11 protein-coding genes and 1 tRNA gene are annotated in these 12,449 nt (G+C 71.1%); 8 read left to right on the top strand and 4 right to left on the bottom strand.

The annotated features are described in order from the left end of the window. Nucleotides 1-22: 22 nt before the first annotated feature. Nucleotides 23-4,162, bottom strand: coding sequence for a hypothetical protein (locus AB0G04_RS31450; RefSeq protein ID WP_360990033.1), 4,140 nt, complete (start codon nt 4,160-4,162; stop codon nt 23-25). 111 nt (nt 4,163-4,273) lie between these two features. Continuing rightward, nucleotides 4,274-5,941 (bottom strand): copper resistance protein CopC, encoded by a 1,668-nt coding sequence (locus AB0G04_RS31445; protein WP_360990030.1) that lies wholly within the window; start codon nt 5,939-5,941, stop codon nt 4,274-4,276. Nucleotides 5,942-5,997: 56 nt separating this feature from the next. Between AB0G04_RS31445 and AB0G04_RS31440 the strand changes: the two genes are divergently transcribed. From AB0G04_RS31440 to AB0G04_RS31425, 4 genes are all read left to right on the top strand, one after another. Then, nucleotides 5,998-6,546 (top strand): sigma-70 family RNA polymerase sigma factor, encoded by a 549-nt coding sequence (locus AB0G04_RS31440; RefSeq protein WP_360990027.1) that lies wholly within the window; start codon nt 5,998-6,000, stop codon nt 6,544-6,546. Nucleotides 6,547-6,634: 88 nt separating this feature from the next. Then, complete coding sequence (locus AB0G04_RS31435; RefSeq protein WP_360990024.1) at nt 6,635-7,126, top strand: MauE/DoxX family redox-associated membrane protein; 492 nt, start codon at nt 6,635-6,637, stop codon at nt 7,124-7,126. Next, on the top strand, nt 7,123-7,845 hold the full coding sequence (locus tag AB0G04_RS31430; protein ID WP_360990021.1) for a thioredoxin domain-containing protein: 723 nt from the start codon (nt 7,123-7,125) through the stop codon (nt 7,843-7,845). Before AB0G04_RS31435 ends, AB0G04_RS31430 begins: the two co-directional genes overlap by 4 nt. After that, a complete protein-coding gene (locus AB0G04_RS31425) occupies nt 7,842-8,906 on the top strand; it encodes a hypothetical protein (protein ID WP_360990018.1) in 1,065 nt (354 codons plus the stop codon). The genes AB0G04_RS31430 and AB0G04_RS31425 overlap by 4 nt, the downstream gene beginning before the upstream one ends. Nucleotides 8,907-8,913: 7 nt before the next feature. On the opposite strand, the gene AB0G04_RS31420 is transcribed toward AB0G04_RS31425, so the two are convergent. Next, nucleotides 8,914-9,285, bottom strand: coding sequence for an Asp23/Gls24 family envelope stress response protein (locus tag AB0G04_RS31420; protein WP_360990015.1), 372 nt, complete (start codon nt 9,283-9,285; stop codon nt 8,914-8,916). 295 nt (nt 9,286-9,580) lie between these two features. On the opposite strand from AB0G04_RS31420, the gene AB0G04_RS31415 reads away from it, so the two are divergent. From AB0G04_RS31415 to AB0G04_RS31400, 4 genes are all read left to right on the top strand, one after another. After that, a complete protein-coding gene (locus AB0G04_RS31415; protein WP_360990012.1) occupies nt 9,581-10,003 on the top strand; it encodes an S-adenosylmethionine decarboxylase in 423 nt (140 codons plus the stop codon). Nucleotides 10,004-10,023: 20 nt separating this feature from the next. Further along, complete coding sequence (gene bcp, locus AB0G04_RS31410; RefSeq protein WP_360990009.1) at nt 10,024-10,500, top strand: thioredoxin-dependent thiol peroxidase; 477 nt, start codon at nt 10,024-10,026, stop codon at nt 10,498-10,500. Between the two features lie 271 nt (nt 10,501-10,771). Further along, entirely contained in the window at nt 10,772-11,344 is a 573-nt protein-coding gene (locus AB0G04_RS31405) for an HNH endonuclease signature motif containing protein (protein WP_360990006.1), read from the top strand. A 22-nt stretch (nt 11,345-11,366) separates the two neighbouring features. Continuing rightward, nucleotides 11,367-11,443: transfer RNA gene (locus AB0G04_RS31400), tRNA-Leu, on the top strand. Between the two features lie 60 nt (nt 11,444-11,503). Here the strand turns inward: AB0G04_RS31400 and AB0G04_RS31395 are convergent. After that, on the bottom strand, nt 11,504-12,448 hold the full coding sequence (locus AB0G04_RS31395; protein WP_360990004.1) for an expansin EXLX1 family cellulose-binding protein: 945 nt from the start codon (nt 12,446-12,448) through the stop codon (nt 11,504-11,506). Nucleotide 12,449 lies beyond the last annotated feature (1 nt).

The raw sequence follows: 12,449 nt of genomic DNA, 5'->3' as shown, positions 1-12,449 counted from the left end.
CAGCGGTGAAAGCCAGCCGGGCTCAACGCGGGAGCTCGGTTTTCGGCGGCTCGGTCTTGGGCCGCTCGGTCTTGGGCGACTCGGTCTTCGGCGACTCGGTCCTGAGCGACTCGGTCTTGGGCGACTCGGTGTTCGGCCGCTCGGTCTTCGGCCGCTCGGTGTCGGCGCCGGCCGGGCCGGATCCGAGACGGTTCCGGCCCGCTACCGTCCGGCGCCGCCGGCGTTCGCCACTACCGAGCAGCTCGGCCGCCTCCTCGCGGTAGCTGAGCGGCCGGGCCGTCTCATCACCCGCCCGCGCCTGCCCGTCAACGCCTCCGGCCGGTTCTGGATGTCCGGTGGTTCCGGCCTTCTCCGGTACGGCCGGAGCCGTCCCACCGTCCGCCTGACCGGTCCGGGCGGCCATCGACTCGGCAGCCTTGATCCAGGCGGCGGGGACCCGTCGAGCGGCGGGAGCAGGCCGTGGTGTCGTGGCCTTCCCGCTGGCACGCCCTTGAGCCCGGACCAGCGGCTGATCGTCACCGACCTTCCGGCCGGCAGTCCTCGCTCCGGTCGCCTTGGCCCGGGCACCCTTCGCTTTGGCTGCCTTCGTCCCGGCCGTCGCCCCAGCCGCGCGGGTCTGGGTGGTCGCCTCGGTCGCCTTCGTCCCGGCTGCGGTCGCCTCGGTTGCCATCTCCTCGGCTGCGTCGGCCCTGACCACGTCAGCGCGGCTCGTCTCCGTCCCGGCTGCCTGCGCCCCGGCCGTCATCGTTTCGACCGCCTTCGCCGCAGCCGTCGTCACCTCGACCGCCTTCGCCGCAGCCATCGTCACCTCGACCGCCTTCATCCCGGCCGTCGTCGCGTCGACGGCTTTCCCTCCGGCTGTCGTCGCGTCGACTGGCTTCCCTCCGGCTGTCGTCGCGTCGACTGGCTTGCCTCCGGCTGTCATGGCGGCGGCTGCGGTCGTCCTGGCTGTCGTCGCCTCGATCACCTTCGCCACGGCCGTCATCGCCTCGATCGCCTTGGCGCCGGCTGTCGAGGCGGCGGCTGCGGTCGCTCCGGCTGGCTTTGCCTCGGTTGTTCCGCTCTCGCCACGTGGTCTCGGACGGTCTTCCTCGACCGGCGGCTTCGCCTCGAGCTCCGGCGCGAGCGGCTTCGTCCCGGCGTTCTCCGGATTCGCCGGGCCGGGCCGCGTCTGTGCGGGAGTAGTGGCTCCCTGCGTAGGAACTGGAGCCGGCTTCTTCGGCAGCACTCCCAAGCCGTCGGCCTCAACGGCGTGCACGGATCGGCGATCGCCGCCCGGCCGGGGGCGCACCCGGGCGGGGTCCGGCACGGCGGCCGGCGGGCGGTTCCGAGTGGTCGTGGACGCGCCGCGAGACACGGCTGCCTGCTCCTGGGTCGTGGTTCCCGATTCGTCAGCGGAAACGTTCCGGTCGCCGGGCGCCGGGGCGGCGGTCACCTCCCGCTCACCGGCCGGTCCGGGCTGGTCCGGGGCCGGGTACGCGGCTTCAGCGACGTGCATCGACGCACGCGGCCCGCCGGGCCGCGCGGTGGGCGTGGATCCGGTCGTCACGCTGCTCGCCGGGTGAATCGCCGGGCCGGACGATGCCGGGCCGGACGGGAACGGAACGACGGGCTGCCCAGCCGGCTGCGCCTCGCCCTCGGCCGCCGCGGGTCGGGTGTCGCCGTCGATCAGCGCTGTTCCCGCCGCTTTCTCGACCGGACCGGCGGTCACGGCCGGGTCGGGGGCCTGCGCGACGGCCGGGGTCACGCCGGTCTTATCCGAGGGAACTGCGGACTTCGTGACCGGGGTCCGGCTGTCCGGAACAGTCACGGGCTTGGTGACGCCGCTGGCAGGCGCGGTGACGCCATCTGCGGGCGAACCGATCAAGGGCCATTCCGGCGGCGGGCCGGCGGTGGCCTGGGCCGGAGTTGCGGGCCCGTCGGCGGCCACGGATTTCGGAGACGCGTGCGGACCGGGGCGGGGCACACGATCCGGGCCGATCTCGGTGATTCCGGTGGCGATCCAGTCGGTGGCCGCCGGACCTGTCCGCAACGCGATCCGTGACACGACGGTCCGCTGGGGAACCGACTCGGTCGAGGCGGCGGGGCTCGCATCCGGGACAGCATCCGCGGTCGTGCTGTCGAGAGCGGAGGGCTTGGAAGCGTCCGGGCGTACCGCATCGGGTGTTGTGTCCGGGCGGGCGGTGGCGAGCCCTTCCCGCCGGGCCATCTTCCGCGAGGCCTTCTCTCCCCGCGGGGTCTGCGCCGCGACGGTCTCGTCCGCTGGGTTCACGACCGAGGTCGCGTCGGCGGCGGCCGGGGACACCGTCTTCTCCGCATGGGCGGGGGTACCGGTGAGGCCCGTCGATCCGGCCTGGCCAGCGGTCTCGGCCGCCTCCGCCCGGACACCGGCTTCAGTAGCCTCCGCCGGCTGCGGCTGGTCGGCGGTACCGGCAAGTCCCGGTGCTGCCACAGGCTTCGGCTTGCCGGCGGTTTCGGCCCGGCCGCGCGCCGTCGCCGATTTCGGCTTGTCGGCGGTTTCGGTGAGGCCGAGTGCCGTCGTCTCGGTGGCGGGGACCGGTGTCCCTTCGGCGGTCTGCGGCTGGGCCGGGCTGCCCGGCGCCAGCTGGCCCGTGGCCGGGACCTCGCCGTTGTCCCGGCGAGGCGGGGCAATCGGGATGCGAGCGTTGGACGGCATGTTGCGGTTGCCGGGCTGGGCGGGAGCGAACTTCCCGGCGTTGCGGCGGGCGGCCTCGGCGAGGCGGGCGGCGGCCCGGGCCTCGGTCTGGCGAGCCCGTTCGGGGGCGGTCGCGGCCACCCAGGCGCCGACCGCGGTGGCCTGGAACTGTGGCACGTCGGCGGGGGCGGACCGGCGTTCGCCGCGGCGGGCCGGGACGGTGCCGGGCTGCAGGCCGGAGAGGGCGGGGGTCTCGCCCAGCAGGCTCAGCGGCCGGCCCGGGGCCGGGGTGTGCGCGCCTGCTGTTCCGGTGCCGGCAGCCGTGCCTCCGGTGAGGGCGGAACCCGCGGCGATTCCGGTGACGGGACCGGAGGCGGACACGGAATCGGTAGCCGGCCCGGCAGCCGAACCGTCGGCCGGGGCCGGACGCGTCCCGGCCGCGCCGGCGGTGACCGGCGAGGTGGGACCCGGCGGTGCCGAGTCGGGACGGGCCTGAGCGGGCGCCGAGTCGGGACGGGCCTGAGCGGGTGCCGAGTCGGGACGGGCGGGGGCCGGCCTCGTTTCGGTCAGGGTGCCGGTGGGCGTACCGCTGGGGATGGGTTTGGTGATGGTCGCGGTGTTGAGCGGGACCGCCCGGCCGGAGGGAAGCTCGGGGGTGCCGGGGCCGTTCGGCGGCCAGTCGAACTGCGGCAACGCCGGTGGCCTGGGCCGGGAGTCGGCGAGGGTGCGCGGACGGTGGGCGCCGCCGGAACGTGGGCCGGCGAAGTACGCGACGCCGCCGGGCAATGGGAGCGGCGCTCCGATGGCGTGCATGAGTTCGGGGACCTGGCTGGGTTCGACGACGTAGACGACCTCGCGCCGGCGGCCGGGCCAGACCAGGACGGTGACGCCCAGCATGAGCAGCAGGGTGCCGAGGGTGAGCAGGCCCCAGGTGCTGGAGTTGAGCCAGCCGGGGCGGATCTCGGCGATGGCGGCGATGCGCATGACGGGGTTGCCGCCGGGATTCATCAGGACCAGGCTGTACGGACGGTCGCCCAGCTCACCCGGGGTGAGACTGATCTGACCGGTGCCGCTGGCGGTCCAGAAGCCCTGCTGGGCGGGCGCCCCCGCCGGAGCCTGGCGGCCGCCGGTGCGGGTGGTGGTGACCGGCAGGGCGCCGGTGCCGATGTCGATGGCGTCGATCTGGCTGTGCGGCACGCCGGTCAGGTAGCGGGCGACCTCGTCGGACGGTGCGAGGCCGAGGAAGGCCTGGCCGTCGACGGTGACAGCGGAGAGCCGCAGCCGGGTGTCCCCGATGCGGGCGAACGGCACGTCGTCGCGCAGCAGCCGGTCGATGTCGGGGACGACGACGGCGTAGCCGGGGACGGTGAGCCGTTGCAGTTCACCGCTGAACCCCCCGCCGGGGTCGCGGTGCTGCATGACCGCCCAGAGGCCGCCACCGGCCAGCAACGCGGGCAGTCCGGTGGTCAGTAACAACATGCCGAGGATCGTGCGGAACACCCGCATCTGAGTCTCCCCCTTCCCGGGCGGTACTGCGGAGACCATACAGATGCAAATAACCCCAAAGTGGTCAAATGGGCGCGTGTGCCCCCGATAGATGTGAAAGGCGGTCGTACGTCAGGAGATCTTGGCGGTCATGGTCAGGTTGTTCTGGTCGATCTCACTGGTCCGGGCGGTGAACTTCAACGTCCACTCCCCCGCCTGCGGCAGCGCGATGTCACCGATGGCGTGGAAGTCGGTGATCCGCAGCAGCGGGATCTCGATCGCCTCGATGCCCTTGGCCGGCAGCGACGCGGTCGCCTTCCACTCGACGACCGGCAGCGGCTTGCTGTCGAGCGTGTAGGCGTACAGATGGATCGAATTGTTGCCGACCTTGGCCGGGAAGATGCTCACCTGGAGCGACATGTCCTTGGCGGTCAGCGTCTCGGAGACCGTGCTGGTGGTGGTGTTACCGATCTCGGCGGCCTGTACGGTCCTCGGCGGCGGCTCCTGGACCAGGAACGACGTCACACCGAGGATGACAGCGATGATCGCCAGCTCGGCCAGCACGATCCGGCGCAGCGGGCCCGGCGAGTCCTCGGCCGCCCGCGAGTTGACCAGCTTGCGGGAGAAGACCGCGATGCCGATCACCACGGCCGCGAGACCGGCCTTGGCCAGGATCATCCGCCCGTAGTTGCTGTTGAGCAGGCCGTCGAGTTTCGACACCTCGATCAGCGACTGGACGATTCCCGCAAAGATCAGCGCACCGACCGCGGCCATCGCCCAGCGTGACCAGATCGGCAGGATCGCGCCGAGTTCGCGGCCGTTGGCCCGGGGCAGCAGGAACCCGAGCAGCATCATCAGACCGCCCACCCAGACGGCCGCCGCGCCCAGGTGCAGCGCGTCGATCACCACCGACACACCGGCCACCGGGGAAGCCGCCGGGTGACCGGTCAACGGCCAGGTGGCCAGGGCCGCCACCCCGAGGACGCCGAGCAGCGCCAGGTCGAGCCGGGACTCCCCGCCGCCGGGGCCGACGAGCAGCGGGCGCAACAGGAAGGCGGCCGCCGTGACCACCCCGAGCCGGACCAGCATGACGGCGCCGAAGGTGCTGCCGAGCACCTCGCGGATGTCACTCACCGTGACGTCGAACAGGCCGGCGCCGAGCGTGTACGGCGCCTGCAGCCACAACCCGAGCAGGGTGCTGCCGACGACCAGGCCGATGCCCGTCCAGATCAGCCGGCCGGGTCCGCGGCGATCGAGCCGGTGCGGCCACAGCAGCGCCAGCACCAGCACCGGGCCGACCAGGAGGATGAGTCCGGCGTAACCGAGATATTTCGCGACCGGGATCAGAGCCTTCACCACGGGGTCGACCGCGACGTCGGCATCCTCGTCCGCGGCCGGCGGCGTGGAGGCCGCACCGACCGAGTAGGTGATCGTGCCGGCCACCGGGTGGCTGTCCGCCGAGGTCACCCGGTAACTGATCAGGTACGTCCCCCGTCCGCCGCCCGAACGCAGCGGGATCGTCACCTCGGAGCCGCTCACCGACGGCTCGCCCTGGTCGGCACGGGACCCGTCCGGCGCCAGCACCCGGATCTTGCCGGAGATCAGCTGGACCGACTCGCTGAACGTCAGGGTCACCCGGTTCGGCGCGTCCGGGACGACCGAGCCGTTGGCCGGGTCGCTGGCGGTCAGGGCGGCGTGGGCACTGGCCGGAGCCGCCGCCAGCAGCGGCCCGAAGACTCCGATCAGCAGCCCGACCAGCACAGTTGTCACCCGGCGTCGGTCCACGGTCATGACTGGCATCCCTGCATGGTTCCAGATCCGCGCTGAGGACTGCGGGCCGCGTACCATGACGCCTCGTGACGGCAGGTGACGGAGAGACGGACGAGACCACCGCGCTGGCCCTCGCGGCCCGCGACGGCGACCGGGCGGCACAGGCCGCGTTCGTGCGCGCCACCCAGACGGAGGTCTGGCGGTTCACCGCCGCACTGGTCGACCCGGGCTCGGCCGACGACCTGACCCAGGAGACGTTCCTGCGGGCGTTCCGGGCCCTCGACACCTTCGCCGGCCGGTCCAGCGTGCGGACCTGGCTGCTCGGCATCGCCCGTCGCACCTGCGCCGACCACCTGCGCTCGGTGGTACGCCGGCGAAGGCTCGACACCCGGCTCGCCGCGCAGGCCCTCACCGAGGTGCCGGTGCCCGACCCGGCGCACCGGCTCAGCAGCGCCGACCTGCTCAGCCGGCTCAGCGACGACCGGCGGACCGCGTTCCTGCTGACCCAGGTGCTCGGGTTGTCGTACGCGGAGGCCGCCGAGGTGGAGGACGTTCCGGTCGGCACGATCCGCTCCCGGGTCGCCCGCGCCCGCGACGAGCTCATCACCGCCGTGGCACAAGCCCGGGCAAGTTAGGACTTCCGGCCTTTCTCCCGTCCGGCCCATCCGAGACAAAATGGCCGGGAACCGGAGCGCGACGGACTCCGACTATCAAGGTGTGACCATGGAAACCGCACGGCAGAGCCGGATGGCCGCCGCCTGGCCGTGGATCTCCACGGCGGCCCGGCTGGCCCTGGCCGCGGTCTGGCTGATCGCCGGCGGGCTCAAGGTCGGTGACCTGGCCGCGTCAGCCCGGGCCGTCAACGCCTACCAGCTGATGTCCTACGACGCCGCCAAGGTGGTCGGTGCGATCCAGCCGTTCCTCGAGATCGCCCTCGGGCTGCTCCTGCTGATCGGCCTCGCGACCCGGCTGACCGCCGTCATCTCCGCGGTTCTCATGGTGATCTTCATCGCCGGCATCTCCTGGGCGTGGGCCAAGGGCCTGCGGATCGACTGCGGCTGCTTCAGCGCCGGTGGCGAGCTGGGCGCCGGCGAGAGCACCGCGTACGGCGTCGACATCCTGCGCGACGTGGCGTTCGTTGCACTCTCCGGGCTGCTGATCCGGCGGCCCCGGACCCGGTTCTCACTCGACGGTCTGCTGCTGGGGGAACGATGAGCAAGGGCAAGGACCGCGCCGCCATGGCGCGTCAGGTGGTCGCCGGTCAGAAGGCGGCCGAACGGCGCCGCGCCGTGACTCTCTGGACCTCCGTGGCGGTGGTCCTGGTCCTCTTCGTCGCCGGGCTGATCGGTTACACCGCCCTCAGCGGGCAGGACGAGGGCAAACTCGTCACACCGAGCGCGGCGGTCGACGACGGGACCGCCTTCGCCGTCGGCAGCGGCCCGGTCAACGTCGACGTCTACGAGGACTTCATGTGCCCGGCCTGCGGCACCTTCGAGGAGGCCACCGGGCCCGCCCTCAAGCAGCTCGCCGGCGAGGGCCGGATCACCCTGCGGTTCCACCCGGTGGCGATCTTGGACCGGTTCTCGAAGGGCACCGAGTACTCCACCCGGGCCGCCGCCGCTTCCGCGGCCGCCGGCCAGGCCGGGAAGTTCACCGAGTTCCACGACGCGCTCTACGCGAACCGGCCCGAGGAGAACACCACCGGCCTCACCGACGCCAAGATGATCGAGCTGGCGGCCTCCGTCGGGTTGACCGACGCCACTTTCGTCGACGCGGTCAACGAGGGAACCTACAAGCCATGGGCGGTGCAGGCGACCGAGAAGTTCTCCGCGAAGGGCTACAGCGGCACCCCCACGATCGTGGTGAACGGGGAACAGATCACCAACCCCACCACCGAAGCCGTCATCGAGGCCGTCAAGAAGGTCGCCGGGTGAGACGGTTCCTCAGCGCGATCCTCGCGGTGGCCGGTGCGATCCTCACGCCGGCCACCCCCGCGTTCGCGCACGCCGGCGACACCACCTCGGTCAGCGACTACCGGGTCACCGTCACCGGCCTGAGCAATCCGATGGACGGCGTCACCGTCCGGGTCGTCGAGGGCGGCGCCCGCCTGGAACTCCGCAACGACAGCGGACGGGCCGTCGAGATCCTCGGCTACTCCGGCGAGCCCTACCTCGAAGTGCGGCCCGACGGCACCTACGAGAACACCGCCTCGCCTGCGACGTACCTCAACGAGACCCTGACCGGCGAGACCCCCGTCCCACCCGCCGCCGACCCGACCACCGCGCCCACCTGGCGCAAGGTCTCCGGTGACACCGAGGTCCGCTGGCACGACCAGCGCACCCGATGGACCGAGGCCACCCTGCCGGCCGAGGTCACCGCCGCACCCGACCGGCCGCACCGCCTGCGCGAATGGAGCGTGCCGCTGCGCGACCAGGTGCGCACCTTCGAGATCCAGGGCACCCTCGGCTACGAGCCACCCCCGGTGGCCTGGGCCTGGTGGACCGGCGCGGCGCTGCTGGGCCTCGCCGTGGCCTTCATCGCACACCGGTGGCCCGGATCCGCCGGTCCGCTCGCGCTCTTCGGCGGTCTGACCACCCTGGCGTACGTGGTGACGAGCGCCCTGGACGGCGCCGGCTGGGCCGGGGTGCCGATCCTCGCCGGCCTGCTCGCCTGCGCGGCCGCGTGGCGGCACCCACCGTTCTATCTGACGCTCGCCGGCTTCGTGCTGGCCGCCTTCGCCGGTTTCGGTGGTGCCGACGTCTTCTTCGCCGCCGTGGTCCCGACGGCCGGCCCCGGCTGGTTCCCCCGGGCCGCCGTGGCGGTCGCGGTCGGCGTGGGCGCCGGGCTCGCCGTCACCGGAGTCCTGCGCCTGCGCGCCGCCCTGCCCGAACCCGTCCCGGCGCCCAGGGCGCCTGACCGCGGACCCGAAGCCCCGCTCCCGATCACGCCGGACGCCTGCTCCCGTGACCCCGGCCCGGACCACTGCTCCCGGTGACGGACGCTCAGACGCCCGCGATGTCGTCCACGTTCACGTTGACGGCGAGCACGTTCAGGCCGTACCCCTGCAGGGCCGCGGTGACCGCCTGCTGGACGGCCGCGGTGACCTCGGCAACCACCCGCCCGGCTTCCAGGACCAGCACCACGTTCACCGTCACGTCGCTGCCGTTCACCTTCGCGGACACGCCACGGCTCGCGTCGCCGACCTTGTCGAGGCCCACCTTGTCGAGAACGCTGTTGAAGAACCGGGCCACGTCACCGCCCAGTTCCGCGACACCGGGCACGGCCTTCGCGGCCGCGACGGTGATCTTCTCGACGACCTCGCTGGAGACGGTGGTGGTGCCCGCCGGGGTCGTGGGGTCCGTAACCTCGCTCATCGCGCTGATCTCCACTCTCGAGCCTTGTGCCGCGCAGCGTACTGGCGCCCACCACACCTGTGCCATCCCGTACGGCGTCCGGAGAATCACGCGGAGGCTGGTACTCGGTGCGCAGAACACCCTGCTGAATGGTGCCGTTTCCGTTCCGGGCGGGCGACGCTCGTACCCGAAAGTGGGTTGGGGAATGGCTCCGGAAACGGAATCCACTGCGCTCCAGGATTGGCACGGAAGGAAATAGCCACGGAGCGTCGTCAATTGCTAACGTTCGGTTATGGCAATTGTTCGAGGAGGAGCGATGGACCATTACGGTGACGAACTCACACTCCGGCTGTCCGGGATAGCCGACACCCGGCTCCTCGACGACGACGCCGCCCTCACCCACTTCATGCGTGACCTGGTCACCCGCATCGGCATGACGGTCATCGCCGGCCCCCTCGTCGCCACCGAGAACGGCCCGCTCGAAAAAGCCGGGAAATCCGCCGTCGTCATCCTCGCCGAATCCCACGCCGCCATGCACACATACCCGCACCTGCGCGAGATCTTCGTCAACATCTTCTCCTGCAAACCGTTCCGCGAAGAAGACGTGCTCGCCGAATTCCACCGCCTCGTCGGCGACTACGAGATCACCGAACGCACCTTCACCCGCCGCGGCGAGGAATGGCCCCGCGACCTCACCGCCGCGCGACGCCTGTGGAGCACCCAACGAATTGCCGGATGATCCGCACTAGGGTCGGTTCCATGACAGACAACGTGCGTCTCAGTGCCGGCGACGCCGCGCCCGACTTCACCCTCCCCACCGACACCGGCGACGACCTCACCCTCAAGGACCTGCGCGGGCGCAAGGTCGTGCTGTACGCATACCCGGCCGCCATGACGCCCGGCTGCACCAAACAGGCATGTGACTTCCGCGACTCGCTCGCCTCGCTCCAGGCCGCCGGATACGAGGTCGTCGGCATCTCCCCCGACAAGCCGGCCAAGCTCGCCAAGTTCCGCGAGCACGACGCCATCACGTTCCCCCTGGTCAGCGACGAGGACAAGAGTGTCCTCACCGCCTACGGCGCCTTCGGCGAGAAGCAGCTGTACGGCAAGACCGTCACCGGCGTCATCCGCTCCACCTTCGTCATCGACGAGAACGGCGTCATCGAGCACGCCCTCTACAACGTCAAGGCCACCGGACACGTCGCTAAACTGCGCCGCGACCTCGGCCTGGACTGAACACCGTCCCGCTGACTCAAAAAGTCAGCGGAAAGCCCTAACTCCGGGCAAGCCCGGCCGATGGTGAGGACGATTCGCAAACCCCTCCCGGCCAGCGAAACCCGGAACTCACGGCGGTCGTCATGCGGTACCAACCCGCAAGGCGGCCGCCGTGCACGATTTCCAGCACGGCAAACACCACCGTCCGGCGATCCAGCGTCCGGCGCCCCATCACAGGGCCTGTGATCGTGACATGTTGCTGAGCGACAACTGTCGTGGGTAAACTGTTCGCATGTCAGGTAGAACCAAGTACACGGCCGAGGTTCTCGCCGCGGCGGCGAAGCAGTCCGCCAGTATCGCCGGCGTCCTGCGGCTTCTAGGCGTCCGGCAGAGCGGCGGCTCTCATGCACATGTGAGCCGGCAACTGAAACGCTTCCACATCGACACATCGCACTTCACCGGCAAGGCCCACAACCGGGGTGATCGCGGTGTGTGGAACATGCCTCCACAGGAGCGCCTCACTCAGCTCGCAGAGGGCGCACTCCGGGTGCCGGGGAAGCGGCTGCGGGTCGCCCTGGTTCAGATCGGCCTGCCGGAGCAGTGCGAGAAGTGCGGATGCGGTACGTCCTGGAATGGTCGACCCCTGACGCTTCACGTCGATCACATAAACGGGAACTTCCTCGACAATCGCCCGCGCAACCTGCGTTTCCTCTGCCCTAACTGCCACAGCCAGACGGCGACATACGCCAACAGCAGGCGCACAGGGGGCCAGGACGATGACGAGGTCGTCTACGACGACGAGGCAGTCACTCCGACCGGGCTTCCACTAGGCAGACGGCTCCCGCCTCGACAAGTAGGCCGATAGGATGTGTACATTTATTCCCTGAGGGGCCGTAGCCCAATTTTGGCAGCAGGCACACGGTTTAGGTCCGTGACAGTGCGGGTTCGAGTCCCGTCGGCCCTACGACTAGATGGGCCGGCCACCCGGCTTCACCGGGTGGCCGACCCATCGTCGTTCATGAGGTCAGCAGGCGGGCGCGGCCGGTTCGGCGGCGGCCAGGTCCACTGCGGGCTGGTTGGCTGGGGCGTCGCTGGTGGTGGCCGCGGCGGTGGACTCGGTGAGCGGAGCCGCGGTGGTGGCCGAGGGGGACGGCGCGGTGGAGGCCTTCGCCTTGGCGGCGGCTGAACTGCTCGCCTTGGCGGTGGGGGTCTTGGCCTTCTCGATGGTGGCAGCCGTGGTGGAGCCACCGGTGATGCGGGCGCCGGTCTTCTGGACGGTGCCGGGGGACATCTTCACGCCGGTGACGGTGGCCGTGTTGCCGTACACATCGGTGATTTTGATCTTGTATGGGCCGGGGCCCGCACCGGCGTCGATGAGCCAGTAGTTGTAGTCGGTGCGGCTGGCGGTCCGGAAGCTGCTGCTGCCGCTGGCGACCTTCACCGAGGCGAGCAGGTTCGCGTGGTTGTCGATGCGCGCCGCGAACCAGTACCGGGAGGCGCCTTCCTTGATCCGCACGGTGATGGGTGCGGGGGTGGCGGGATTGGTGACGAGCTTGTACTTGATGGGGATGATGCCGTCGATCTCGTTGCCGATCTTCTTGAACGCGGTGCGGCTCAGGTCGAGGTGGCCGGCGGGGCATTCGGGGCAGGAGTCGAAGACTTTGACGCGGACCTTGCCCTTGGGGCCGGTGACGTCGAGGTAGGCGCCGCAGGAGGCGCCTTTGGAGTACTGCTCGGGTCCGAGGGCGACGTAGAGGTCGTCGGCGGGGACCTCGAGGGAGCAGTTGCCGGAGGTACCGGCGAGGTCGTAGAAGGTGGCCTTGCCGGTTTTCTGGGTGGTGCCCGGTGGGGCGGCGCAGGCCGCTCCGCTGTCGTGCAGGAGCATGGCGACGCCGAGGATGCCGGCGAGGACGGCTGCGCCCCCGGCGGCGAGCCATCGGACACTGAACCGGGGTCGATGAGCAGTCACG

It is taken from the genome of Actinoplanes sp. NPDC023801 (assembly GCF_040639655.1).
In the GTDB taxonomy this organism is placed as follows: domain Bacteria; phylum Actinomycetota; class Actinomycetes; order Mycobacteriales; family Micromonosporaceae; genus Actinoplanes.
Note: the sequence above shows the minus strand (reverse complement) of the source record. Positions and strands in the feature narration are given on the sequence as shown.